We start from the raw sequence: 24,953 nt of genomic DNA, 5'->3' as shown, positions 1-24,953 counted from the left end.
AAATGTGTTATAATAAAACGAGGGAAAAATCGTGTACAGGGTAGTTGCTCATCTATTTAGACAAGAAAAAAGATGTAAAAATACTACCAGTGTCTTGACCGGTTAGGGTAATTATTTTGTGCCATATAGGGGTCAAACACTTTGTGGGCGATTTTCCTTTTTCTATTTAAGCACATATAACTAGATAGATTTCATAAAGAAATCTAAGAGTAATTAAATAAAAGTAAAATTTACGAATTGTGGAATTGGAGTAAGAATTATGCAAATAGGAAATGTAAAAATAAATGGAATACTTTCATTAGGTCCTATGGCAGGTGTAACAGATTTGCCATTTCGATTATTATGTAAAGAGCAGGGAGTAGATCTTTTATACACAGAGATGGTAAGTGCGAAAGGAATCATGTATAATAATAAAAATACAGAAGCACTTATTTCAATTGATGAAAAAGAGAGACCGGTTGCACTTCAACTTTTTGGCAGTGACCCATATATTATGAGTGAGATGGCAAAGAAGATAGAAGAACGTAATTTTGATATATTAGATATAAATATGGGTTGTCCGGTACCTAAGGTAGTAAATAATGGAGAAGGGTCTGCTTTATTAAAAAATCCTAGTTTGATTGAAGAAATCGTATCTTCCATTGTAAAAGCGATTCAAAAACCTGTAACGGTTAAAATAAGAAAAGGCTTTTCAAAGGATGACTGCAGTGCAGTGGAGGCTGCAAAAGCGGCAGAGCAGGGGGGAGCTTCGGCAATAGCGGTGCATGGAAGAACAAGAGAGCAATATTATGCAGGAAAAGCGGACTGGGATATTATACGACGGGTCAAACAAAGTGTGTCGGTTCCGGTGATTGGCAATGGAGATATTGCAACACCTCAGGACGCCGAGCGTATGTTATCGTATACAGGCTGTGATGGGCTTATGATTGCAAGAGCAGCAAGAGGAAATCCATGGATATTTCGACAAATAAAAGAATATCTTGATAATGGAACAATAATTGAGAAGCCTGCCATCAATGAAGTGATTGATATGATATTGCGTCATGCAAAATTGCAAATTGAGTGGAAAGGGGAGTATACTGGTATACGTGAAATGCGCAAGCATGTTGCATGGTATACTGCGGGGTATCCAGGTTCTTCCAAACTGAGAAATAAAGTAAATGAGATAGAAAACTTAGATGAATTGACTTTCTTATTAGAAACATATGGAGAAAAAGCAAATGCTATACAGTGAAGGAAGAGGTGTGAATGAATGGATGAAGAAAAAAGAGAATTAAATCTAAGAACTTGTATGCGTTGCAGAGGTTTATTTGTTTACAGTGGAATTGGCCATGCGATTTGTCCAAGATGTAGAGAGGCAGAAGCAAGAGAATTTGATTGGGTAAAAAATTATATTTATGCGAATCCGGGAGCAACAATGATTGAGGTAGAGGAGGCAACCGGAGTTCCCATTCATCAGATTACAGAATATTTAAAAGCAGGACGCCTTGAGATACCAAATAATTCACCTATTTTCATTAAATGTGAGAAATGTGGACAGGATATTCGTTCCGGACGATTTTGTTCGGAATGTGCACATAAAATGTCAGCTGCATTAAAAAAAGAACTGGAATTTGATGAATTTCAGGTTGGTGAGAAACCAACAAGGCCTGCGATAGGAAAAATGCGTTTCCTTGGTAAAGAGCTAAAGTAAAAATAGACAAATGACCGCATAAAAAAGACAGTACAATATATAATATTAACAAAAAAGAAATTTAGAGTAAATTCTTATTGTATTTTTATAAAAAAAAGTGTACTATATTTCCTAATAAGACAAATGTCTTTCGTAGGAAAACGCGTAAGTAATTTTGATTGAACATAAAAACGCAGATAGGAGTAGAGATATGAGTGAGAAGTTAAAAGTTGGTATTCTTGGTGGAACAGGAATGGTTGGTCAGAGATTTATATCTTTATTAGAAAATCATCCTTGGTTTGAAGTGACATTGGTTGCCGCAAGTCAGCGAAGTGCCGGAAAGTCCTATGAAGAAGCAGTTGGAAATCGCTGGAAGATGGATAGCCCAATGCCAGAGGCAGTGAAAAAATTAATAGTAAAAAATGTAAATGATGTAGAAGAGGTTGCTTCTTTAGTAGATTTTGTATTCAGTGCAGTTGATATGACAAAGGAAGAAATAAAAGCAATTGAAGAAAAATACGCAAAGACGGAAACACCGGTTGTTTCCAACAATAGTGCTCACAGATGGACAAAAGATGTTCCAATGGTTGTACCGGAAATTAACCCGGAACATTTTGAGATAATTGAAGCTCAAAAGAAACGTTTAGGCACAAAAAAAGGATTTATTGCTGTAAAACCAAACTGCTCTATTCAAAGCTATGCACCGGCTTTAACAGCTCTGATGGAATTTAAGCCAAAAGTTGTAGTTGCGACTACATACCAGGCTATCTCAGGAGCCGGAAAGACATTTAAGGATTGGCCTGAAATGGAAGGAAATATTATCCCATATATTGCTGGAGAAGAAGAAAAGAGTGAACAGGAACCATTGAAATTATGGGGAAAAGTTGAAAATGGTGAAATTAAAAAAGCGGACGGACCATTGATTACAACCCAATGTATTCGTGTTCCGGTATTAGATGGACATACGGCAGCAGTTTTTGTTTCATTTGAAAAGAAACCTACCAAAGAAGAAATAATCGACCGCTGGGTGAATTTTAAAGGTCTTCCACAGGAATTGAACCTTCCAAGTGCGCCAAAGCAGTTTATTCAATATTTAGAAGAGGATAATCGTCCACAGGTTGTCTTAGATCGGGATTTTGAGCGTGGTATGGGAGTTTCAATGGGACGTCTTAGAGAAGATACAGTATACGATTATAAATTTGTTGGACTTTCCCATAACACAGTTCGCGGAGCAGCAGGTGGAGCAATTCTTTGTGCCGAGTTATTGAAAGCACAAGGTTACATTGCGAAAAAATAAGAAAATGGAGTGAAAAGATGCACGATAAGGATAAATACTTTATTGTAAAACGAAAAGCACTTCCTGACGTATTAGTAAGAGTGGTGGAGGTTAACCGCATCTTAGAGTCTGATAAAACAATGACCGTTCAGGATGCTGCGGATGCGGTTGGAATCAGCCGAAGTTCTTATTATAAATATAAAGATGATATAGTACCATTTCATGATACTGCGAAAGGAAAAACAATTACATTTATGCTTCAGATGGCAGATCAGCCAGGCTTGCTTTCTATGGTATTAAATGAGATTGCAAAAGACGGGGCAAATGTACTGACAATTAACCAAAGTATTCCAATCAATGGGATTGCACCTGTGACAATCAGTGTGGAAATTCTTCCAACAACAGTGGATGTGATGGTAATGTTAGATGCAATTGAGAGCATTAGGGGGATTCATTCCCTTAAAATATTAGCAAGAGAGTAATGAACTAGGAGGGTAGTAATGATACAAATCAGCGTATTAGGATATGGCACAGTTGGAAGCGGTGTAGTTGAAGTATTAAATACGAATAAAGAAAGCATTGCCAAACGTGCCGGTCAAGAAATTAATGTAAAATATGTGTTAGATTTGAAAGACTTTGAAGGGGATCCAATTCAAGAAAAAGTCGTTCATGATTATAGCTTAATAGTTAACGACCCGGAAGTGAAAATTGTGGTAGAAACTATGGGAGGAGTAAACCCAGCTTATGAATTTGTGAAGGAAGCTCTTTTAAAGGGGAAGAGCGTTTGTACTTCCAATAAGGAACTTGTTGCATCACATGGTGCAGAGTTATTAGAGGTTGCGAAAAAGAATAAAGTAAACTTTTTATTTGAAGCAAGTGTAGGAGGCGGAATACCAATTATCCGTCCTTTAAATCAATCTTTGACAGCTGATGAGATTCAGGAAATTACAGGTATTTTAAACGGAACAACGAATTATATCCTTACTAAGATGAGCCAAGAAGGGGTTGGCTTTGAAACCGCATTAAAAGATGCACAGGAAAAAGGGTATGCAGAGAGAAATCCGGAAGCTGACATAGAAGGGTATGATGCCTGCAGAAAGATTGCAATTCTTACTTCATTGGCATATGGAATGCATGTGAATTTTGAAGATATCTATACAGAAGGAATTACAAAAATAACCGATGTTGATATCCGTTATGCGAAAGAAGCCGGTGCAGTTATCAAAATGTTTGGTACAAGTAAAAAAGTTGATAATAAAGTTTTTGCAATGATTTCTCCGGTTATGATAAATAGTACCAATCCATTATATAGTGTAAATGATGTGTTCAATGGCATCTTTGTAAAAGGAAATTTGTTAGGGGATGTTATGTTCTATGGAGCAGGAGCTGGAAAACTTCCAACTGCCAGTGCTGTAGTTTCAGACGTAGTAGATGCAGTAAAACATTTGGGAATAAACATTATGCAGATTTGGAGCAGTAAACCATTGGAGCTTGCAGATATAAATGACTCTGTCCATCGTTATTTTGTCCGTATTCCAAAAGAAGAGGAAGATAAAGCAAGAGAGGTATTTGGTGCAATTGAAACTATTGATGCAGGTGTATATGGTGATTTTGGATTTATAACAGGAGAAATGACAGAACGCGAGTACAAAGAAAAAGCAGAAAATCTAATTATTCGAAATATGATTCGTGTGGCGTTCTAAATAAGAAACTGGAAAATTATAAGTGTGGTCAACATAGAAAAGGGGAACAAGGGTGAATGATATGAAATATATTATTGTACTTGGAGATGGCATGGCAGATGATCAAATTGAAATGCTGGGAGGAAAGACTCCGCTTGCCTATGCAAAGACACCAATGATGGATCAGTTATCGAAATATTCGGAGATTGGGATGGTACATACAATTCCAGAAGGGATGAGTCCGGGAAGTGATACGGCAAATCTTGCTGTAATGGGCTATAATCCCAGAAAGTACTATACAGGTCGCTCACCATTGGAAGCATTGAGTATCGGCGTGCCAATGAAGGATACCGATATTGCATTGCGCTGTAACATTGTTACATTATCAGAAGAAGATGTCCCATACGAACAGAGGACAATGATTGATCACAGTGCAAGTGAAATATCGACAGAAGAAGCCCGAATTTTAATTGAAGCAGTTAAAAAAGGACTGGAAAATGAAGAGTTTTCATTTTATACTGGAACTAGTTACCGCCATTTGACAATATGGGATCATGGTAAGGTTATACCACTTACACCTCCGCATGATATCTTGACGAAAAAAATTGGTGCGTATCTTCCAACAGAAGAAAAGCTAAAGGTAATGATGGAGAAAAGTTTTGAGATATTAAAGAATCATCCAATTAATCTGGAACGGGAAAGCAAAGGACTTCATAAAGCCAATTCCCTTTGGTTTTGGGGAGCAGGCACAAAGCCTGCACTTGATTCCTTTGAAAGTAAATTTCAAAAAAAGGGAGCTATGATTTCAGCTGTTGATTTATTAAAAGGAATTGCTGTCGGTGCTGGTATGAAGGTGATTAAAGTAGAAGGTGCAGATGGAACTCTTCATACGAATTATGAAGGGAAAGCGAATGCAGCGGTCAAAGCTCTATTACAAGAAGATTGCGACTTTGCATATATTCATGTTGAAGCCCCAGATGAGATGGGACATCAAGGTAATATTAAAAACAAAGTTCTTTCGATTGAATACTTAGATCAGAGAATAATAAAACCGGTTGTAGAGAAGATGAACCAGTCCGGTCTGCCATATCGGCTATTAGTATTACCGGATCATCCAACTCCGATTGCAATTCGTACACATACAGCCGGTTCTGTACCATATATGCTATATTCCAGTGCCGAAACCATAAAAAAGGACTGGGACTATAATGAAAAAGAGGCAGAAAACAGCGGTAACTATATAGAAGAGGGTTATACTCTGATAGAAAGACTATTTGAGGGATAACGGGCAATATAGGAGGAAATTATGCTAATAGTTAAGAAATTCGGCGGTACATCGGTAGGTGATAAAGATAGAATTTTTAACGTAGCCAGACGATGTATTGAAGATTATAAAAAGGGAAATCAGGTTGTTGTTGTATTATCTGCTATGGGTAAGACAACAGATGAACTTTTAGCAAAAGCAAGAGAAATCAATCCGAATGCGTCAAAGAGGGAGTTAGATATGCTTCTCACAACAGGAGAACAGACTTCTGTTTCACTGATGGCAATGGCGATGGATTCACTTGGAGTTCCGGCGATATCACTGAATGCATTTCAGGTTGCAATGAATACAACTTCAACTTATGGAAATGCCAGATTAAAAAGAATTGATACCGACCGAATCAAGCACGAACTTTCTAATAAGAAAATAGTAATTGTAACAGGATTTCAGGGAATTAATAAATACGATGATTATACTACACTAGGTCGGGGCGGCTCTGATACTACAGCGGTTGCATTAGCTGCTGCATTACGTGCAGATGCCTGTGAGATTTATACAGATGTCGATGGCGTCTATACAGCAGATCCAAGAATTGTACCTACTGCCAGAAAAATTGATGAAATTACATATGATGAAATGCTTGAGCTTTCTTCTCTTGGGGCTGGTGTACTGCATAACCGTTCCGTGGAGATGGCAAAAAAATATGGCGTGCAGTTAATTGTACGTTCCAGTTTGAATAATAAAGAAGGAACGGTTGTTAAGGAGGTAGTAAAAATGGAAGAATTGCTAGTGAGCGGAGTTGCCTGTGACAGAAATACAGCAAGAATAGCAGTGATAGAACTGGAAGACAGACCTGGTGTTGCGTTTAAATTATTTAATCATTTAGCAAACCATGGTATTAATGTAGATATTATTCTTCAATCAGTTGGAAGAAATGGAACAAAAGATATCAGCTTTACCGTTGCGGAAGATGTTGCCGAAGAGGCCGTAAAAATTATTGAAAGACACCGTACAGGAAGCTTGAAATGTTCCAGAGTAGAATTAGAGAAAAATGTTGCGAAGGTATCTGTAGTAGGTGCCGGAATGATGACAAATGCAGGTGTTGCAGCTAAAATGTTTGAAGCACTATATGATGCAAACGTAAACATCAAACAGATTTCCACATCAGAGATTCGTGTAACCGTACTGATTGACGAAAAATTCGTAGAAACAGCCATGAATGCAGTACATGAAGCATTTGCATTAAGTAAGTAAATTTAATCTCCTAAAACAGATATGGTATATAACAATAATCTGCTTTAGGAGATTTCTATTATTGCGGTAGTGCTTTTTGACTAAAAACATAAATAATAATGTATGTTAGTAATAAAGTCATTATTTCTAAAAGGATGCTGATAGGTAATATTTTTTTTAAAAAAGCTACAGAAAGAAATACGCTTAGAAGAAATGCAATTCCATAAGGAATAATGATATGGAAAGTAAAAATTCTTATATAGCGATACTTTTTTTGTTTTTTTGTAGAGTTCGTATAGTTTGCTTTAAAAATAAGGCGGAAAATTTTAATACCTATTATGTTTATTAAAATGAAGATAGCTATCATACTAAAAATAAAAATTTTTTGATGCTCTTGTATGAATAGGAGTAACTCTATATTTTGTATTTGAAAATTGTCAATTCCTACGAAAGAAAAGTTTGTAAAACCTGTTTGGTTTGCTATTTCCTTTATATCTTTTAAAATCTGTGTTTCACTAACAAAAGGTACAATATCACAGTTTACCATAGCAAAATACAATAAGGATTCAAATTGAAAATCATCGTTAACCTCCCAAAGGCTTGGAGGATATGGAATAAGCATATATGTATCTAAATTAAGATCAGATATATTTTTGTACTTTATAGAACAGCCATCTTTTAAAAAACCAATAACTTCAAAATCCACATCTTTACTGTAATAATTGCCTTTGATAATATCTCCATAATGATAATATTTTTTATAATCAGGACCTAATAAAACAGGAATATGCTTGTCTTTGTATGAAATATCATCCCAAGGTATTTCAATACCGTTGTCAATTTCTATCTTATAAAAGTGGTAAGCTTTCTGATTAAGTTGTAAAGACTTTATGTTAACATTTAAAGGTGTGTGCTTTTCAATAAATTCTTCCGAGTTATAATAAAAGTTATTGTCACCTTTAAAATCTGTCACTTCAATAGCTTGATTAAATGATGTTAAAAGATCAAAATCCTCTGATGAATTTAATTGATTATAAAAATTATCAACCATTTTATACAAGTCATTTTTCGAAGAAAAAGTTTTAAAACCCCCGTTCTTTAACGGAACAGAAGTTAAAAATGGGGTTAGTATACCGAAAAATGTGAAGTATATTAAAAAAATGATAAAAGAAAATATTGTTAAAAACGATTTTTTTGTATGCATGAAATACTCCTTAGTATAGTTTTATTTTTGAATAGATGTAAAAAACGAAGCACCTAAAAGTATCTTGAATTTTTTAGGGGATTTACCGTCATTTCCTATATTTGTAAGGAAATGTTATCATATAAGCTATGAGAATGTCAATATATTTAACAAAAACAGAAGTAAATAGCAAAATATTCAGTGAAAATAACAATAAAATGAATTGCTTAATAATAAATTGAAACTATAAGCAATAGAATTTCAAATAAATATGTGGTAAAATATAGTTGATTAATAAAATGAATTTGAAACAAATCAGTCATAAGGAATTATAAGGATAAAGAGTTTGGAAAGGAGGATCTTTATGCTAGCAGGAATTGGAGCCGATGGGCAATTAAATTATTTGTATCCACAGTATCAGGTAGAACCGGTTAACAGAGTACAGGGAGTGAACAGAGTTACAGGTAAAGAAGGAACAAATGAAATTGATAAGACGAAAGAAACAGAGTGTCAGACCTGTAAAGCAAGACGATATGTAGATGGTTCAGATGAAGGAAATGTATCGTTTAAAGCACCCGGTTATATTTCACCAGAAGCTTCTGGTGCGGTTGTGCGTTCTCATGAACAAGAGCATGTTGCAAATGCAGAAAGCGAAGGGAGTACACCTGGGAAAGAATTAATTTCCGCTTCCGTTTCATTAAAAGTGGCCGTATGCCCTGAGTGTGGTAAGTCTTATGTTGCAGGTGGGACAACGACTACGACAATGAAATATTCGTCCAATCCATATGATCAGGGAAGAAAAACAATAGAAGGAAGTTTCTTAAAAGGAAAAAATGTAGATTTGGTTGCTTAAAAGTGAAAGGACGGGTAAAAAAGCAAAGTGATGTACAGAAAAGACAGGAAAAAATATAAAAAATGGAATAAAAGATGTAGCATCTGTTTTTTATTGTTTATTGTTGTGCTTTTGTCTGCTAATATATCAGAAGCAGAAAATAAACCAGTGCAAACAAGAACGAAACACACAATAGAAAAAAGTTCTAAGGTAATAAGAACTAAGAAGAAAAAAGCAAAAAAGTTGATTGGAATTGACCCAGGGCATCAGATGGTTGGCAATTCTTCTTTGGAAGCAATCGGACCTGGTGCGAAAGTAAAAAAAGCAAAAGTTGCAGGAGGTACGACCGGTTTATATACAAAAGTTCCAGAGTATAAACTGACTCTTTCAATTGCTAAAAAACTGAAGAAAGAATTGTTAAATCGTGGTTATGATGTAGTTATGACTAGGACAAAAAATGATGTGGATATTAGTAACAAAGAGCGTGCAGAAAAAATAAATAAAGCGAAAGCGGATATTTGTATCCGGCTTCATGCAGATGGGAGCAATAGTACTTCGGTTTCAGGTGCGAGTGTGTTATACCCGTCCAAGGAAAATAAATATTGTTCTAAAATCAGCACAAAGAGTAAAAAGCTTGCAGAATCGGTTATAAAGTCTTATTGCACGAAGACTGGAATGAAAAATCGTGGGAAAATAGTACGAGATGATTTGACGGGAACAAATTGGAGTAAAGTCCCTGTTATTGTCCTTGAGATGGGATTTATGACCAATAAACAGGACGATATTTATATGCAGACAAAAAAAGGTCAAGATAAAATGGTGCAGGGAATTGCCAATGGTGTGGATAACTATTATAAATAAATGATAAATGGAGAATTAAAATGGAAATAGTGTATTTATTTTTAGCTGAAGGCTTTGAAGAAGTAGAAGGTCTTACGGTAGTAGATTTATTACGTCGGGCAGACATGGATATAAAGATGGTTTCAATAGAAGAAAGTCTTATGGTACAAAGTTCTCATGGAGTAGTGGTAAAAGCGGATATGAAGTTTGAAGACGTAGACTTTGAGCATGCAGATATGATTGTGCTTCCGGGCGGAATGCCAGGCACAAAACATTTGCTTGAGCATGAAGGATTAAAACAGAAGTTACTTGAATTTCATAGAGAAGGAAAAATGCTGGGAGCAATCTGTGCGGCACCGATGGTTCTTGGTGAAAATGGTATTTTAGAAGGAAAAAAAGCAGTATGTTACCCTGGTTTCGAAGAACATTTAAAAGGTGCAGAAGTTGGAACTTGGGAAGCAGTCCAAGACGGAAATGTGATTACAAGTCGTGGTCTTGGAACTGCAATTGAATTTGGTTTGACAATTGTGTCCCATTTTAAAGGGACAGAAAAGGCAGAGAAAATCAGAAAGTCAATTATGTACAAGGTGGTTTAATCTCATGTTTTAAAGCATAAAGTGAGATTAAATTAGGAATAACCATAAAGAAATTAATAGTATCGGTTATTTCCCATACAAGATCAAGGGATAACACCGCACCTAGGAAAATCATGACCAGATAAAAGGTCTGATAAATTCCTAGGTGTTTTTTTGGGAATAAATAAAGAAATGCCTGCTGTCCAAAATAAGACCAGCCGATTAAGGTGGCGAACGCAAATAAAATAAGGCACACACCCAATAGGGGAGCACCGATATAAGGAATAGATTCAAATGCAGCATGGGTAAGATTGCCGCCAGACATTCCAATAACAGATTCTGGATAACGGAGAATATTGCTGATAATAACGAGTCCGGTAATCGCACACATTACAACCGTATCCCAAAATGTTGCAGTCATAGAAATTAGAGCTTGTCGTTCAATATTTTCTGTATGACTGCCAGCGGCGGCAATTGCGGCGGAACCAATTCCTGCCTCATTTGTGAATAGTCCTCTGGCGATGCCATAACGTGCGGCTGCTTTTATAGAAGCATTTAAAATACCACCTGCAATTCCAGAGCCTGCAGCTTTTAAGGAAAAAGCCTGTTTTAATATTATGGTGATGCTTGCCGGTAAAAATTTGTAATTTATGATAAGAAGAATCATACATCCGGCAAGATAAAGAAATCCCATAGAAGGTACAAGTTTAATGCAAAAAGATTCAATGGAAGAAAAACCTCCTATAATTACTAATCCTACTAAGACAGAAGCGAGAATTCCAATAATTGTAGGAGAAAAGTTCCAAAGGTAGGTTACAGTTTCTGCAATAGAATTCGATTGTGTAGTACATCCAACACCAATTGAAGAAAGAAGAACACAAAAGCTATAGAAACGTGCAAGTCCCTTTTTATGTAGTCCATCTTCTAAAACATACATAGGACCACCATAGTAAGTATTGGATGATGTTTTTCTACGATAACGCATAGAAAGATAGCATTCTCCATAAGAAGTTGCCATACCGAGAATACCTGTAAGCCAACACCAAAATACTGCACCAGCACCGCCAAAAAAGATAGCAGTCGAAACACCAACGATATTACCGGTTCCTAAGGTAGCAGCTAAAGTAGTAGCTAAAACACCAAAACCGCTAAGTCCGTTTGAATTATTTTCTTCGGGAGTGATAGAAAGTTTAATTGCATGAAATGTTTTTTTCTGTACGAAACCAAGATGGAGTGTAAAGAAAAGATGTGTTCCAAGTAGAGTGACTAATAGTGGAATTCCCCATAAAATGGAATTAAGCGAACGAAAGAAATTGAGCATAAGATTCATCCAATTTATAAATGATTACTTTATACATATGTGGAAAAAGAATTTTTTAGAAGAAAAGCATGAAAACAAATATATAAATAAAAGGAAATAATGTTTTCGTGAAGTATTATTAAGATTTCTTGAAAAAGAATGTAGAAATGATATAATTATAGAAAGATACTATCTTAAGGTGTTAATTTGTTATTGATGCGAATCTGTTGGGTGCTTATGAAATACGACAGAAAAATTCTAGTTAGTTAGAGAGAGGTTAGGAAGAATGAATAAAGATAATGTAGGGAGCATCATCTTAACACTTAGAAAGAGAATGCATATATCTCAAAAAGATTTGTGTAGAGGACTTTGTACAAATAGAACGTTATCAAGAATTGAATTAGGAGAGCGGATTCCCGATAAACTTTTGTTAGATGCCCTTCTTCAAAGACTGGGAAAATCACCAGATAAATTGGAAACCATACTATCAGAAAAAGAATATATGCTTTTTTGTCAACGAAGAGCAATTGAGCGTGACATTATAAAATATGATTTTGAGAAGGCAAAAAATAAATTAGAAGATTATAAAAAGCGAAAAGAATGTAAAGATATCTTACAACGCCAATATGTATATAAGATAGAAGCTGTTTTAGCAGATGAGATGGAGCATAACGTGGGGAAAAGTATTTATCTGTTAAAACAGGCAGCAGAAATGACTATGCCAAACTGGGAAGAAGAAGATAAAATTAACTTCTTATTAGGAATTGAAGAAGTTCAGATACTATTAATCTTAGCACAAAACTATTCTAAAATTGGATGTGAGAAAAAGGCAATTAAGCTATTAATAAAACTATATATTTATTTGGAAACAAAGTATTCAGATGAAGAAGAGAAAGTTAAAGTTTATCCTAGATGTGCGTACTTGCTCGCAAATTTACTTTGGAAAAATGAGCGTTATGAAGAAACGGTTAAAATATGTGAGAAGGCAATTGATTTACTGACAAAAAATGGGGTTATTAATTACTTAGAGGAATTAATGAATATATATTCTATGGTTCTAAAAAAACAAGGGAAGTTGAAACTGGCAAATAAAATTGAAAGACAAAGAGAAAATCTTTTGGAAGTTTATAGTGAGTATGGAATGGTAATGAATGAAAGAAAAAGTAGCATTTTGTTAGTTAATACTCAATCAGAATTGTTTTTATGCAATGAAATTATAAGATATGAAAGAATAAATAGTGGGAAGACACAAGAACAATTGAGTGAAAGTATTTGTAGCCCGGAAACTTTATCAAGAATTGAGTCTGGAAAAAGAGCGCCTAGTCGTAGAAACTTTAATGCAATAATGAATAAATTGGGAATAGAAAAAAGCATTTATAGTAGCTATATTAGTGCAAACGAATTTGAAGTTTATGAACAAAAGAGAAATCTTAGTAAACATATAGCTAGGCATCAGTATGAAGAGGCATACAATATTTTTAATTCATTAAGAGAGAAGATGGATTGTTCCATTGTTGAAAATAAGCAATTTATTTTGTCAACAGAAGTTGTGCTAAATCATATTTTAGGGAAAATATCTCGGCAAGAAGCTTTAGAAAAAATTTTAGAGGCATTATCATATACGTTTGAGGACTATGAAAATGGAATTTATCGTACATTGTCAAGGCAAGAAACGGTTATTTTGAATCAAATTGCGGTTATTTATAAAAATTTAGGAAATCGTAAGAAAGCTATACAAATATTAAAAGATGTATTAAAAAGCTATGAAAATAGTAAGATAGATGTTATGTATCATTATAGTATGTGTGCTTTGGTAATGATTAATTTATCGGCTTATTTAGAAGAAGAACAAGAAATTAATAGTGCGATTGAAATTTGTGATAAAGGCATTAAATTAGACCTGAAGTGTGGAAGAGGAAACAGATTGGGAGCTTTTTTAACTAATAAAGCATGTTCATTAGAACATGCCAGTGATAAGGAAAGGTGCATAAAGTATTTTCGACAAGCTTTTTATTTAAGCGATTTAATGCAAAATATTGATGATAAAGAAACTATCAAAAAATATTTTGAACAAAAATATAATTCTGATGAAATTTGGTATTAATATGATTCAAGAGATTCTTTAAGAATGCTACATACTTGAATATCACAATGTGCTACATTAATGTGATTAAATGCTGTGATTCCAATGATACTAATTAGTAATAACACAGCAGTAATTTTAACAAAATCATTTCTAAAATTTTTCATGTTTATACCTCCAAGTAATCTAATCTACGGGTCATTATAGTTAAGAATAAATAAAAAAACCATGACGTTTTTGGAGAACATTGACATGCTATATTTTTATATTCTCCAAAAACGTCATGGTTTTTACTTACCCTATATTGTATTATAGAAAAAGCTTATACAGAACAATTTGTTGGTAATGTTAAAAAAAGAAAAAGGAGTGGGTGAGGATGGAAAGTTATCTAGTAGCGAAGCCGATAAAGGTAATAGAAATGGAGAACAAAAAGTATGTAGTATCCATGCCTGATGATTTGGCAAAGCTGGAGGTAGATGATTACATATTAAAATTTTTGGAACTAATAGGGGAGAAAGAGTGCTTAAAAGTAAGTGAAGTTGATGAGCATATTAGAAATATGAGTGTAGAAAATCAAGAGCAATATTTGATTGCGTTTCGAAAATTTATTGATGAAAGATTATTGATACCGTTTAAATAGCAAACGAGAAGATAAGGTAGATAAGATGGGGTAGAAAGTAGAAGATAGAGAGCTGTTGTTAGTGCTATATATTTGCAAAAATTACCAACATAAAATAATGGAACCGGAACATAATAATACCAAGATAAGCAATAAAAACAATTCGCTGTCAGGCAACAGAGGTGAAAAGCAATGACAGTAATAACTTTTATTTCTTATCAAATACAATAAACAATATGTTTACGGAGGTAAAGAATTATGGCAAGTAACAACAGCGGATCCAATAGAATGGAAGTACCACAAGCAAAAGAAGCAATGGATCGTTTCAAAATGGAAGTAGCATCTGAAATTGGTGTACCATTAAAACAAGGTTATAATGGAGATTTAACAAGTAAACAGACAGGTTCTGTAGGTGGAGAAATGGTTCGTCAGATGATTAAACGTCAGGAAGAATCTATGTCCGGACAATCTGGAACAAACTAATTTATTAATAAGACGTTAAAAAGCCAGAAGGAGAAAGTAAAGCTCTTTCTGGTTTTTTGCATGTAAAAAATTAATTTCATAGAATTATATATAAAACATAAAAATATTGTTAAAAAGAAAGTTATATTGATGTAAAAATGAAGAATAGGAAGAAAACAACGAAAAAATATATTTTTGAAGTAATAAATGATAAAATAAAACAGTATTAACTGTAAATATTTATTTGTGGGATTGACTTTAGAAATCAAGAAAGGTAAAATGAAAATATATAACTATGATAGTAATAATAAAACTACACAAAAAGAAAAAGGAGGATTGAAAAAAGAAATTATCTATATAGCAAACAACTATTTGTGCTAAATTAGATTTTATTACTTGCTGCATTGCGAATTGGTTTAATGGATTCTCTGAAATTATTGTGGGAAAAGATTAGTTTTATGAAGTTAATGTGGACTGGAAAAGGTATCTTGGGTGTAAGTAAAAAGAAAGGAAGCGTAGAGCAATGATTAATTTTAAGAAGATGAGAATAAAAAAGAGATTGACTACTGGCTTTATTATGGTGTCGGCAATTGCGAGTGTAGCAGCAGTGGTTGGCTGTATTGCAATGATAATTATATCTAGCAGATATGCATATGCACTACAAAACTATGGTTTCGCACAAGGGGATATCGGAAAAGCAATGGTAACTTTTGCAGATACCAGAAGTGCAACACGTGCGGTTATTGGATATGATGATGCTGATGCGATTCAGGAAGTTTTGCAGACACATGATGCGAAAAAGGAAAAATTTGAAGAGTACTTTGAGGCAATTAAGAAAACATTAGTATCAAAAGAAGTGGAGGAAGCATATAATAATGTTGCATCCGAATTAGATGAATATTGGAAAAAAGATGATGAAGTTATTTCAGCAGGTGTCACAAATGACAAAGAGAAAAGTCGTCAGGCTCAGAAGATAGCAATGGAAGAACTTTCTCCTATGTATGATGAACTTTATGAAAACATGGAAAAGTTACTTGAATTAAAAGTTGATAAAGGAAATGAATTAAGTCATTCATTAGGAATATTAAGAATCATATTACTTATTTTAATTATCATTATTATCGCAATTGCAGTAGTTATTTCTACTAAATTAGGTGACTCGATTGCAGAGGGCATTGCCAATCCATTGGGAGAATTGTCAGCACGGTTAAAAGAATTTGCCCAGGGTGATTTAACTACACCTTTTCCAAAAGTAACTACAGATGATGAAGTTGCGGATATGGCAAAAGAAGCAAGACAGATGGCAATTGATTTGTCAGCAATTATAAAAGATGCAGGTGAATTATTAGGAGCAATGGCTGAAGGCGATTATTCAGTCAATACAAAAATTGAAGAAAAATATGTTGGTGAGTTTGGAATATTAAAAGAGGCAATGAGAAAAATGAACCGCCAGATGAGTGAAACATTGCATCAAATTAACGATGCTTCCAGTCAGGTATCGGCAGGATCTAATAATATGGCAGAGGCAGCACAGGCATTGGCAGAGGGCGCAACAGATCAGGCAGCCTCTGTAGAAGAACTTCAGGCAACGATTGCCAATATAACAAATGCAGTTCACGAAACAGCAGAACATGTAGAAAAATCTTACGAACAGGCGAAAAAATATGCGGAAGAGGCAGATAATAGTCGTGGAGAAATGAAAGCAATGGTAACGGCGATGGATCGAATTAATGATGCTTCGCAAAAGATTGAAAATATTATTTCTGAAATTGAAGATATTGCAAGTCAAACGAATCTTTTGTCTTTAAATGCAGCAATTGAAGCGGCAAGAGCAGGTGAGGCAGGAAAAGGCTTTGCCGTTGTAGCGGATCAGATTCGTAAGCTTGCTGAGCAAAGTGCACAATCTGCTATTGATACCAGAGAGTTAATAGAAGGTTCACTTCAGGAAATTGCAGAAGGAAATAAAGCAGCGGAGCGTGCGGCAACTTCAATTGAAGAAGTTGTGGAAGGTATCAAATCAATTGCTGATTCTTCGAAACAATTGAGTGAAATTTCTGAAAAACAGGCAAACGCCATGGAGCAGGCAGAACTTGGTGTAAATCAGATTTCAGAGGTAATTCAGTCCAATTCCGCAACAGCAGAAGAGTCATCTGCAACGAGTGAAGAGTTAGCTGCACAGGCAATATCTATGAGTGAGTTGGTTGGAAAGTTTATTTTGAGAGAAAGATAGCGTCATTTATAACGAGTAAAAAAATATTACTTAATACGATGAAGCAGTGTATTACTGTCAGTAAAAAAGCTGACGGTATGCACTGCTTTTGTTTTGGTTGGAATTATGGTAGGAACCACCTTAAATAAAAAATTGACTTTTTAAAGAGTTTAAGGTATAATTGTTCCAATTATACTATTTTTTAAAACTTATTAGTTTAATAATGATTTTTAGTTTGCAACTGGACAAAAAAAGAGCGTCTGGAAAGGATGGTAAAGAGGGTTATGAGAAGAATAAAACAGGTTTTATTTGCTCTGTTTTGTCTGAGCACGGTTTTGGTAATAACACCGGTTACAGCAAATGCAGACAATTTGGAAGGTGGCAATCCAGATATTGCCAATGTGCAGGAAGAGGACATTCTAAATGATGAGCTTTATAAGAAGTGGGCATCTGAAAGTAATGGGAAATTTACCCCAGAGGCGTTAAAAGAATTTGCCCTAGATTTGCAAAAGGAGTATGTTCCGAGGATTTTGAGTGGAATAACAGAGAAGTTTTCATTTGCAAAGCCTACTGTGGAAGGCATGAAGATTGGATTAGAGTTTTATAATCGCGATGTGAAAGGGGCGGCCTTAGCATTGGTTACTTCCAACGGCATAGAATATAAGCTTAGCATTAATATGGCAACATTAACGGCAACCAAGGAAGGAAAAGTAGATGCAGATGCCAAATATGGGGAATTGTATGGATCCATTGCCCATGAGATGATGCATGCGGTTATGTTTGATGTCACTACCACCGGGATGCTCGGAGACGGATACTGGACCAATACATATAATGAAACCGTAGACAGATTCCCAGGTTGGTTTTATGAGGGGATAGCCCAAACCGTAGGTGGTGGGCTTGAGTGGTGTGGAAAGCTGACTAATGATTTGTATTTCCGAGAGCCCAGAGAGGAGAAAATCAAACAATGGCTGAGTGAATTTTACTACCTCGGGTATGAGCAATATGCACAGGGGTATATTGCGGTACTTTATTTGGGGCATATTGCAGGTGGTGAAACCGCCAGTATTACAAGTGATAACATTATAAAGGGATTAGATGCAATTGTGCTGGACGTGGAGGATGGATATTCTCTCAGTCAGGCTATTTGCAGACAAACAAATCAAAAGTATACAAGCATTGAGGATTTTCAGGAGAAGTTTGCATACGATGCTTATGATTTTACAATAGATTTTATGAAGCTGATTGATGTCGAAACAGAGGACATAAACTGGCATCCTACAGGATCACTTTTGGCTAGCAGCGGATTAGCTGTAAGTAAATTAGAGATGTATCATGAATTATCAGGGGAGTCTGACTATTTTGTTTTGGATATTTCTTCCGGTGGAATGTTCGACAATTCAAATGTGCTGAAAGGTAGAAATATACGTACGGGTGGTGGAAAGACGAAAACAAAAGGATTACGGAGGGATGAGACAGTAAATAAGGATGCAAGAAATCATTGGACGCCTGATTCTTATAAGGAAAATAATGATATCGAAGAAGGGGATGATACAGAGGAAAAGCAGCATAAAATCACTTTGATTGCGAAAGAAAGTAGCGGAGGGACGGTAACAGGAGACGGGGTTTATAAAAAGAATTCTTCTGTAGTTGTCATTGCAAAAGCTAAGGAAGGTCATAAGTTTGTTTGTTGGATGGAAAATGGTGAAAAGATTAGTACAGATGACTGCTATAAGATAACAGTTGCAGGAGATAGAGTTCTTACGGCTGTTTTTGAAAAGATAAATTTACCGGATTCAGGCGGAACGCCAAAACCTCAACCATCTCCGGGGTCAGATGAAGGCTCAGGTGGAAGTTCAGGCTCAGGTGGAAGTTCAGGCTCAGGCGGAAGTTCAGGCTCAGGTGGAAGTTCAGGCTCAGGCGGAAGTTCAGACTCAGGTGGAAGTTCAGGCTCAGGCATGGATGCAGAGTCAGGTTCAATTTCAGATCAGGAAAAAGCTCCGGTTTCCAAAGAAAATCCTACAGAGAAGACAATGGTTGTCTTAAAAGGAAAAATGGATAAAAATAAATCCGCTACTGTATCGGTGACAAAGGGGAGCGTGCAAAAAGCAATAGATAGCTGTTCTGAAAATGGAAAAAGTACTACCCTTGTATTTAAGGTAACAACTGCTGGTAAAGCAGATATTTTTTCTATTAAATGGTCGGAAGCTGCCCAGAAAAAATTATTGAATTCCAATATAAAAGAAGTAAAAATGGAAATGGATGGGATTCAAGTTTCTATTAGTCCGAAAGTGTTCAAAAAGATAGAAAAAGTTGAAGGTGCCACAGCGGTGACTAAAATAGAAAAAATACCTGCATCGATGCTTTCTGAGACAACATCTAAAGTTGTAAATAAGCATTTTGTTTTCAAAATAGACATCACAAATAAGAAGGGACAATCTGTTAAGAAATTTGAAAAAGGTACTGTATCTGTATCGATACCATATACATTAAGGGATAACGAGGAAAAAGATAAGGTATGTGGTGTGTATATAACCGAGAAAGGAAAAATAAAAAAGGTGACCGGATCTTACTATGATTCCGCTACGGGAATGCTGATAGTAGATGTAAATCAGACAGGAGTTTATGGGATCCTATATTAACAATCGTAAATAAAGATGAAAGTCCTTTATGAAATAGGATTATTATGGAAAAGGGGTCTTTGCCCGACTGTTCTTCTTTGGGAGAATAGCCGGGTGGAGACTTATTACAATTTGGGGATTTTTATAAAACGGTTTGTCACAATATATGGGAAAATCAAATATTTTTGGATAAAACTGCGTAAACAGAAGGAACGAAATAGTTGAATTTCTCATAAAAGTATGATACTATGAAAGCTGAGACATTTTTTTTTGTCAGTAGAAACCTAAATAAAGGAGCAGAAAAAATGGGTAAATATTTTGGTACAGATGGTTTCCGTGGGGAAGCTAATGTTGGGTTGAATGTAGTACACGCATACAAAATAGGAAGATTTTTAGGACATTACTATGGAAAAGACCATAAAGCAAGAGTTGTCATAGGAAAAGACACCAGACGTTCCAGCTATATGTTTGAAGATGCATTATCAGCGGGATTGACAGCAAGTGGTGCCGATGTGTACCTTTTACATGTAACTACAACACCAAGTGTTTCCTATGTAATACGTAGTGAAGATTTTGATTGTGGTGTAATGATTTCTGCAAGCCATAATCCATATTATGATAATGGAATCAAAATATTAAATGGTAATGGACAAAAGCTAGAAGCGGAAATAGAGAACTTAATAGAGAACTATATTGATAGTGAAGAAGATACATTACCATATGCGACAAAAGAAAAGATAGGATGTGTCATTGACCATTCGGTTGGTCGTCACAGATACATAGGATATCTTATGTCTTTAGCAACCCGTTCCTTTAAAGATGTCAAAGTAGGCTTGGATTGTGCAAATGGTTCAGCCTCTTCTGTTGCAAAGGGAGTATTTGATGCATTAGGTGCAAGAACGTATGTAATTCATAATGAGCCGGATGGAACGAACATCAATAAAGATTGTGGTTCTACACATATTGAAGTGTTGCAAAAATTTGTAAAAGAAAATGGTCTTGATGTTGGATTTGCATATGACGGAGATGCAGACCGTTGTTTAGCAATTGATGATAAGGGAAATATTATTGATGGTGACTTAATCCTTTATATTTGTGGTGTGTATATGAAAGAAAGAGGTAACCTGGCTAATAATACAGTTGTCACAACAATTATGTCCAATTTAGGATTATATAAGGCATTTGATGAAGCCGGAATTTCTTATGAGAAGACAACAGTAGGTGATAAATATGTATTTGAAAATATGATTCAGAATGGTCATGAGCTGGGTGGAGAACAGTCCGGACATATTATTTTCCGAAAATATGCTACAACAGGTGATGGTGTTTTAACTTCTCTTATGTTAATGGAGGTAATGTTAGAAAAGAAAACAAAGTTATCGAATTTAATAAAGGACATTACAATCTATCCTCAGTTATTGAAAAATGTAAGAGTTGCAGATAAACGTGCAGCGACTAGCGATGAAGAAGTAAAGAAAGCAGTGGAAGCTGTTACGGAAAAATTAGGCGAAGATGGAAGAGTCCTATTGCGAGAGAGTGGAACAGAACCGGTTTTACGTGTTATGGTAGAAGCGAAGTCACATGATTTATGTGAAGAATGTGTTGATTGTATTGTAACTGCATTAGAAAAGCAGGGATATGTAATAAAATAGAGCAATACAGGCAAATATTTATGGAAATTTAGGATAACTCGTGCTATACTGTATAGCGAATGTACGGATAGTCGGAAACAACTATAGATACAAGTTTAAGGAGGAAATTTTAGAATGAGTTTACAGGTAGAAAATTTAGAAAAGAATATGGCAAAGCTTACAATAGAAGTAAGTGCAGAAGAATTTGAAGCAGCAATGGATAAAGCTTATCATAAAAATAAAGGTAAAATCAATATTCAGGGATTCCGTAAAGGAAAAGCACCTCGTGCAATGATTGAAAAAATGTATGGTGCAGGAATCTTTTATGAAGATGCTGCTAATTCAATTATCCCAGGTGCTTATGAAAAAGCAGCTGATGAATGTGAATTAGAAATTGTATCTCAGCCAGAAATTGATGTAGTACAAATTGAAAAAGGAAAATCTTTTATTTTTACAGCTACAGTTGCAGTTCGTCCGGAAGTAACACTTGGCGATTACAAAGGTTTAGAAGTTGAAAAACAAGATGCCAAAGTAACAGAAGAAGATGTAACAAAGGAACTAGACCGTGTAAGAGAACAAAATTCCAGAACAATTACAGTAGATGACCGTCCAATTCAAGATGGTGACTTAACAGTAATTGATTTTGAAGGATTTGTTGATGGTGTTGCATTCGAAGGCGGAAAAGGTGAAGATTATCCATTAACAATTGGTTCTCACTCTTTCATTGATACATTCGAAGAACAATTAATTGGAAAGAATTTAGATGAAGATGTAGAAGTAAATGTTACTTTCCCAGAAGAATATCATGCAAAAGAACTTGCAGGAAAGCCAGCAACATTTAAAGTAAAAATTAAAGAAATCAAAGTGAAAGAATTACCGGAATTAGATGATGATTTTGCACAAGACGTTTCTGAATTTGAAACATTAAAAGAATATAAAGAAGATGTACAGAAACATTTAGAAGAAAGAAAAGCTGAGGAAGCAAAGAAAGCAAAAGAAGAAGCTGTTGTATTAAAAGCAGTTGAGAATGCTACAATGGAAATACCAGATCCAATGGTAGAATCCCAAGTAAGACAAATGGCAGATGAATTTGCACAAAGAGTTCAATCTCAGGGATTATCAATTGAACAGTACTTCCAGTTTACAGGATTAGATGCAAAGAAATTCTTAGAAACACTTCGTCCTCAGGCATTACAACGGATTCAGACAAGATTAGTTCTTGAAGAAATCGTAAAAGCTGAAAATATTGAAGCAACAGAAGAAGATATCGAAAAAGAAATCGAAGATATGGCTGCTATGTACAAGATGGAAGTTGAAAAACTAAAAGGACTTCTTGGTGACAATGAAAGAGAACAAATTGCTCTTGACATGGCTGTTCAAAAAGCAGTAGACTTAATTGTAGATTCAGCAGTTGAAGCATAATCGTTAAACATATTAGCAGAGTTTGAAAAGACTGGAGGGAATTATATGAGTTTAGTACCTTATGTCATTGAACAGACGAGCAGGGGTGAAAGATCCTACGATATCTATTCAAGACTATTAAAAGATAGAATCATATTTTTAGGTGAAGAAGTAACCGATGTATCTGCAAGTGTAATTGTAGCACAGCTATTATTTTTAGAGTCTGAGGACCCTGGAAAAGATATTAACTTATATATCAACAGCCCGGGTGGTTCTGTTACCGCAGGTATGGCGATTTATGATACAATGAACTATATCAAATGTGACGTTTCCACTACATGTATCGGAATGGCAGCCAGCATGGGAGCATTTCTTTTAGCCGGTGGAGCAAAAGGAAAGAGATTTGCTCTTCCAAATGCCGAAGTAATGATTCACCAGCCATCTGGTGGGGCAAAAGGTCAGGCTACTGATATTAAGATTGTTGCAGACAATATTTTAAAGACAAAGAAAAAATTAAATGAAATTCTTGCAGCAAATACAGGAAAGCCATTGGATGTTATTGAAATCGATACAGAAAGAGATAATTATATGACTGCCAAAGAGGCACTTGATTATGGTCTTATTGACAGCATTATTACAAAGCATGCTTAATCCTTGGCGACAATCAGTTTGATAGATTAGGAGAAAAAAGAATGGCAAATCGAGGAGATGAAAGAAAGCAGTTAAGATGCTCGTTCTGTAATAAAACACAAGATCAGGTTCGTAAGTTGATTGCAGGACCTAATGTATATATTTGTGATGAATGTATCGAGATTTGTTCCGAGATTATAGATGAGGAATTTGAGGATGCCAGTGAAGTAGAAGAGGGAATTAATCTTTTAAAACCAATTGAAATCAAAGAATTTCTGGATCAATATGTAATTGGTCAGGATGAAGCAAAAATGGCATTAGCAGTTGCTGTCTATAATCATTACAAACGTGTTATGGCAGAAAAAGACCTTGATGTCGAGATTCAAAAAAGTAATATCATTATGGTAGGACCAACCGGTTCTGGTAAGACGTTTTTAGCGCAGACATTAGCAAAGCTTTTGAATGTACCATTTGCGATTGCAGATGCGACTGCATTGACAGAAGCAGGTTATGTTGGTGAAGATGTTGAAAATATTTTACTTAAAATAATTCAGGCTGCCGACTATGATGTTGAGCGTGCTGAGCATGGTATTATTTATATTGATGAGATTGACAAGATTACGAGAAAGTCTGAGAATACATCAATTACCAGAGATGTGTCTGGTGAAGGTGTACAGCAGGCACTCTTAAAAATCTTGGAGGGAACGATTGCAAGTGTTCCACCACAAGGAGGCAGAAAGCATCCACATCAGGAATTTATACAGATTGATACGACAAACATTTTATTTATTTGTGGCGGTGCATTCGATGGATTAGAGAAGATTATAGAATCTCGTATTGGAGAAAAATCAATTGGATTTAATGCAAAGATTGCAGACAAGACAGAAGAAAATGTTGGTGAGTTATTTAAAAAAGTATTACCACAAGATTTTGTAAAATATGGTTTAATTCCAGAGTTTGTCGGACGTGTTCCGGTCAGCGTTGGATTAGACTTATTAGATGAAGATGCATTGGTTCGAATTTTAACAGAGCCAAAAAATGCAATTACAAAACAATATAAGAAGCTATTTGAATTAGATGGTGTCGACTTAGAATTTACAGATGAGGCGATTAGAGAGATTGCACATCGTTCGTTTGAGCGTAAGACAGGAGCCAGAGGCTTGAGAGCAATTATGGAATCCGTTATGATGGATTCTATGTACAAGATTCCTTCTGAAAACGGAGTTACCCGTTGCGTGATTACAGGTGATGCCGCAAAGGGACTGGATGAACCGGAACTAATCTATTCAATTGAAGATAAGCCTAAAAAAGCAATAGGTAAGAAATCTTCAAGAAAAAGTAATGATAATGAAATAGCTTAATAGAGGGAACACTATACTGCTTCGTTCGGTATAGTGTTCTATTTGTAAATGGTGTAAAAACCTTTAAAGAAAGGAAGCT

General features: G+C 35.2%; 22 protein-coding genes. 19 read left to right on the top strand and 3 right to left on the bottom strand.

Going from position 1 to position 24,953, the window contains the following annotated elements; genetic code table 11:
- The first annotated feature begins 259 nt into the window (after positions 1-259).
- From dusB to FYJ58_RS08160, 7 genes are all read left to right on the top strand, one after another.
- Positions 260-1,234: a tRNA dihydrouridine synthase DusB gene (gene dusB, locus FYJ58_RS08190; protein WP_154519255.1), complete on the top strand. Its 975-nt coding sequence runs from the start codon at positions 260-262 to the stop codon at positions 1,232-1,234.
- A gap of 18 nt (positions 1,235-1,252) precedes the next feature.
- On the top strand, positions 1,253-1,693 hold the full coding sequence (locus FYJ58_RS08185) for a MerR family transcriptional regulator (protein ID WP_154519254.1): 441 nt from the start codon (positions 1,253-1,255) through the stop codon (positions 1,691-1,693).
- Between the two features lie 190 nt (positions 1,694-1,883).
- Positions 1,884-2,969, top strand: coding sequence for an aspartate-semialdehyde dehydrogenase (asd, locus tag FYJ58_RS08180; protein ID WP_154519253.1), 1,086 nt, complete (start codon positions 1,884-1,886; stop codon positions 2,967-2,969).
- A gap of 17 nt (positions 2,970-2,986) precedes the next feature.
- Positions 2,987-3,430: an ACT domain-containing protein gene (locus FYJ58_RS08175; RefSeq protein WP_154519252.1), complete on the top strand. Its 444-nt coding sequence runs from the start codon at positions 2,987-2,989 to the stop codon at positions 3,428-3,430.
- 18 nt (positions 3,431-3,448) lie between these two features.
- Positions 3,449-4,651, top strand: a complete 1,203-nt coding sequence (locus FYJ58_RS08170; protein WP_154519251.1) for a homoserine dehydrogenase — start codon at positions 3,449-3,451, stop codon at positions 4,649-4,651.
- Positions 4,652-4,712: 61 nt separating this feature from the next.
- The gene (locus tag FYJ58_RS08165; protein ID WP_154519296.1) at positions 4,713-5,915 is read left to right on the top strand and encodes a cofactor-independent phosphoglycerate mutase; all 1,203 of its coding nucleotides are present in this window, start codon (positions 4,713-4,715) and stop codon (positions 5,913-5,915) included.
- A gap of 21 nt (positions 5,916-5,936) precedes the next feature.
- Positions 5,937-7,148: an aspartate kinase gene (locus FYJ58_RS08160; protein ID WP_154519250.1), complete on the top strand. Its 1,212-nt coding sequence runs from the start codon at positions 5,937-5,939 to the stop codon at positions 7,146-7,148.
- A gap of 58 nt (positions 7,149-7,206) precedes the next feature.
- Here the strand turns inward: FYJ58_RS08160 and FYJ58_RS08155 are convergent, their stop codons facing one another.
- A complete protein-coding gene (locus tag FYJ58_RS08155) occupies positions 7,207-8,331 on the bottom strand; it encodes a hypothetical protein (RefSeq protein WP_154519249.1) in 1,125 nt (374 codons plus the stop codon).
- A 343-nt stretch (positions 8,332-8,674) separates the two neighbouring features.
- Here FYJ58_RS08155 and FYJ58_RS08150 point away from each other — a divergent pair, with 343 nt between their 5' ends.
- The 3 genes from FYJ58_RS08150 to FYJ58_RS08140 are packed head-to-tail and all read left to right on the top strand — an operon-like array spanning position 8,675 to position 10,578.
- Positions 8,675-9,163 carry a hypothetical protein gene (locus tag FYJ58_RS08150; RefSeq protein ID WP_154519248.1) on the top strand — a complete coding sequence of 163 codons (489 nt, stop codon included), beginning with the start codon at positions 8,675-8,677 and terminating at the stop codon, positions 9,161-9,163.
- Between the two features lie 30 nt (positions 9,164-9,193).
- Positions 9,194-10,003 (top strand): N-acetylmuramoyl-L-alanine amidase family protein, encoded by an 810-nt coding sequence (locus FYJ58_RS08145; protein WP_154519295.1) that lies wholly within the window; start codon positions 9,194-9,196, stop codon positions 10,001-10,003.
- A 20-nt stretch (positions 10,004-10,023) separates the two neighbouring features.
- A complete protein-coding gene (locus tag FYJ58_RS08140) occupies positions 10,024-10,578 on the top strand; it encodes a DJ-1 family glyoxalase III (RefSeq protein WP_154519247.1) in 555 nt (184 codons plus the stop codon).
- On the opposite strand, the gene FYJ58_RS08135 is transcribed toward FYJ58_RS08140, so the two are convergent.
- Positions 10,559-11,878 carry an alanine/glycine:cation symporter family protein gene (locus tag FYJ58_RS08135; RefSeq protein WP_154519246.1) on the bottom strand — a complete coding sequence of 440 codons (1,320 nt, stop codon included), beginning with the start codon at positions 11,876-11,878 and terminating at the stop codon, positions 10,559-10,561. The two genes, FYJ58_RS08140 and FYJ58_RS08135, sit on opposite strands and share 20 nt — an antisense overlap.
- A 265-nt stretch (positions 11,879-12,143) precedes the next feature.
- Between FYJ58_RS08135 and FYJ58_RS08130 the strand changes: the two genes are divergently transcribed.
- The gene (locus FYJ58_RS08130; RefSeq protein WP_154519245.1) at positions 12,144-13,961 is read left to right on the top strand and encodes a helix-turn-helix domain-containing protein; all 1,818 of its coding nucleotides are present in this window, start codon (positions 12,144-12,146) and stop codon (positions 13,959-13,961) included.
- On the opposite strand, the gene FYJ58_RS08125 is transcribed toward FYJ58_RS08130, so the two are convergent.
- Positions 13,958-14,107, bottom strand: a complete 150-nt coding sequence (locus tag FYJ58_RS08125) for a hypothetical protein (protein ID WP_154519244.1) — start codon at positions 14,105-14,107, stop codon at positions 13,958-13,960. The two genes, FYJ58_RS08130 and FYJ58_RS08125, sit on opposite strands and share 4 nt — an antisense overlap.
- A gap of 209 nt (positions 14,108-14,316) precedes the next feature.
- Between FYJ58_RS08125 and FYJ58_RS08120 the strand changes: the two genes are divergently transcribed.
- The 8 genes from FYJ58_RS08120 (at position 14,317) to clpX (ending at position 24,874) form a co-directional block, all read left to right on the top strand.
- Positions 14,317-14,580: a hypothetical protein gene (locus FYJ58_RS08120; protein WP_154519243.1), complete on the top strand. Its 264-nt coding sequence runs from the start codon at positions 14,317-14,319 to the stop codon at positions 14,578-14,580.
- A gap of 237 nt (positions 14,581-14,817) precedes the next feature.
- Positions 14,818-15,042, top strand: coding sequence for an alpha/beta-type small acid-soluble spore protein (locus tag FYJ58_RS08115; RefSeq protein WP_154519242.1), 225 nt, complete (start codon positions 14,818-14,820; stop codon positions 15,040-15,042).
- A 502-nt stretch (positions 15,043-15,544) separates the two neighbouring features.
- The gene (locus FYJ58_RS08110) at positions 15,545-17,251 is read left to right on the top strand and encodes a methyl-accepting chemotaxis protein (protein WP_154519241.1); all 1,707 of its coding nucleotides are present in this window, start codon (positions 15,545-15,547) and stop codon (positions 17,249-17,251) included.
- Between the two features lie 263 nt (positions 17,252-17,514).
- Positions 17,515-19,872, top strand: a complete 2,358-nt coding sequence (locus tag FYJ58_RS08105) for an InlB B-repeat-containing protein (protein WP_154519240.1) — start codon at positions 17,515-17,517, stop codon at positions 19,870-19,872.
- Between the two features lie 284 nt (positions 19,873-20,156).
- Complete coding sequence (gene glmM / locus FYJ58_RS08100; protein ID WP_154519239.1) at positions 20,157-21,503, top strand: phosphoglucosamine mutase; 1,347 nt, start codon at positions 20,157-20,159, stop codon at positions 21,501-21,503.
- A gap of 114 nt (positions 21,504-21,617) precedes the next feature.
- A complete protein-coding gene (gene tig, locus FYJ58_RS08095) occupies positions 21,618-22,904 on the top strand; it encodes a trigger factor (RefSeq protein WP_154519238.1) in 1,287 nt (428 codons plus the stop codon).
- 45 nt (positions 22,905-22,949) lie between these two features.
- Positions 22,950-23,534 carry an ATP-dependent Clp endopeptidase proteolytic subunit ClpP gene (gene clpP / locus FYJ58_RS08090; protein WP_154519237.1) on the top strand — a complete coding sequence of 195 codons (585 nt, stop codon included), beginning with the start codon at positions 22,950-22,952 and terminating at the stop codon, positions 23,532-23,534.
- 41 nt (positions 23,535-23,575) lie between these two features.
- Positions 23,576-24,874: an ATP-dependent Clp protease ATP-binding subunit ClpX gene (gene clpX, locus FYJ58_RS08085; RefSeq protein WP_154519236.1), complete on the top strand. Its 1,299-nt coding sequence runs from the start codon at positions 23,576-23,578 to the stop codon at positions 24,872-24,874.
- Positions 24,875-24,953 lie beyond the last annotated feature (79 nt).

The organism is Velocimicrobium porci (assembly GCF_009696045.1).
Taxonomy (GTDB): Bacteria; Bacillota; Clostridia; order Lachnospirales; family Lachnospiraceae; genus Velocimicrobium; species Velocimicrobium porci.
This window is presented reverse-complemented; position numbering and strand designations above follow the sequence as displayed.

Bases quoted from the DNA above. Each gene is read 5' to 3' on its own strand.
- dusB (WP_154519255.1), top strand. From the start codon at position 260: ATGCAAATAGGAAATGTAAAAATAAATGGAATACTTTCATTAGGTCCT.
- FYJ58_RS08185 (WP_154519254.1), top strand. From the start codon at position 1,253: ATGGATGAAGAAAAAAGAGAATTAAATCTAAGAACTTGTATGCGTTGC.
- asd (WP_154519253.1), top strand. From the start codon at position 1,884: ATGAGTGAGAAGTTAAAAGTTGGTATTCTTGGTGGAACAGGAATGGTT.
- FYJ58_RS08175 (WP_154519252.1), top strand. From the start codon at position 2,987: ATGCACGATAAGGATAAATACTTTATTGTAAAACGAAAAGCACTTCCT.
- FYJ58_RS08170 (WP_154519251.1), top strand. From the start codon at position 3,449: ATGATACAAATCAGCGTATTAGGATATGGCACAGTTGGAAGCGGTGTA.
- FYJ58_RS08165 (WP_154519296.1), top strand. From the start codon at position 4,713: ATGAAATATATTATTGTACTTGGAGATGGCATGGCAGATGATCAAATT.
- FYJ58_RS08160 (WP_154519250.1), top strand. From the start codon at position 5,937: ATGCTAATAGTTAAGAAATTCGGCGGTACATCGGTAGGTGATAAAGAT.
- FYJ58_RS08155 (WP_154519249.1), bottom strand. From the start codon at position 8,331: ATGCATACAAAAAAATCGTTTTTAACAATATTTTCTTTTATCATTTTT.
- FYJ58_RS08150 (WP_154519248.1), top strand. From the start codon at position 8,675: ATGCTAGCAGGAATTGGAGCCGATGGGCAATTAAATTATTTGTATCCA.
- FYJ58_RS08145 (WP_154519295.1), top strand. From the start codon at position 9,194: ATGTACAGAAAAGACAGGAAAAAATATAAAAAATGGAATAAAAGATGT.
- FYJ58_RS08140 (WP_154519247.1), top strand. From the start codon at position 10,024: ATGGAAATAGTGTATTTATTTTTAGCTGAAGGCTTTGAAGAAGTAGAA.
- FYJ58_RS08135 (WP_154519246.1), bottom strand. From the start codon at position 11,878: ATGCTCAATTTCTTTCGTTCGCTTAATTCCATTTTATGGGGAATTCCA.
- FYJ58_RS08130 (WP_154519245.1), top strand. From the start codon at position 12,144: ATGAATAAAGATAATGTAGGGAGCATCATCTTAACACTTAGAAAGAGA.
- FYJ58_RS08125 (WP_154519244.1), bottom strand. From the start codon at position 14,107: ATGAAAAATTTTAGAAATGATTTTGTTAAAATTACTGCTGTGTTATTA.
- FYJ58_RS08120 (WP_154519243.1), top strand. From the start codon at position 14,317: ATGGAAAGTTATCTAGTAGCGAAGCCGATAAAGGTAATAGAAATGGAG.
- FYJ58_RS08115 (WP_154519242.1), top strand. From the start codon at position 14,818: ATGGCAAGTAACAACAGCGGATCCAATAGAATGGAAGTACCACAAGCA.
- FYJ58_RS08110 (WP_154519241.1), top strand. From the start codon at position 15,545: ATGATTAATTTTAAGAAGATGAGAATAAAAAAGAGATTGACTACTGGC.
- FYJ58_RS08105 (WP_154519240.1), top strand. From the start codon at position 17,515: ATGAGAAGAATAAAACAGGTTTTATTTGCTCTGTTTTGTCTGAGCACG.
- glmM (WP_154519239.1), top strand. From the start codon at position 20,157: ATGGGTAAATATTTTGGTACAGATGGTTTCCGTGGGGAAGCTAATGTT.
- tig (WP_154519238.1), top strand. From the start codon at position 21,618: ATGAGTTTACAGGTAGAAAATTTAGAAAAGAATATGGCAAAGCTTACA.
- clpP (WP_154519237.1), top strand. From the start codon at position 22,950: ATGAGTTTAGTACCTTATGTCATTGAACAGACGAGCAGGGGTGAAAGA.
- clpX (WP_154519236.1), top strand. From the start codon at position 23,576: ATGGCAAATCGAGGAGATGAAAGAAAGCAGTTAAGATGCTCGTTCTGT.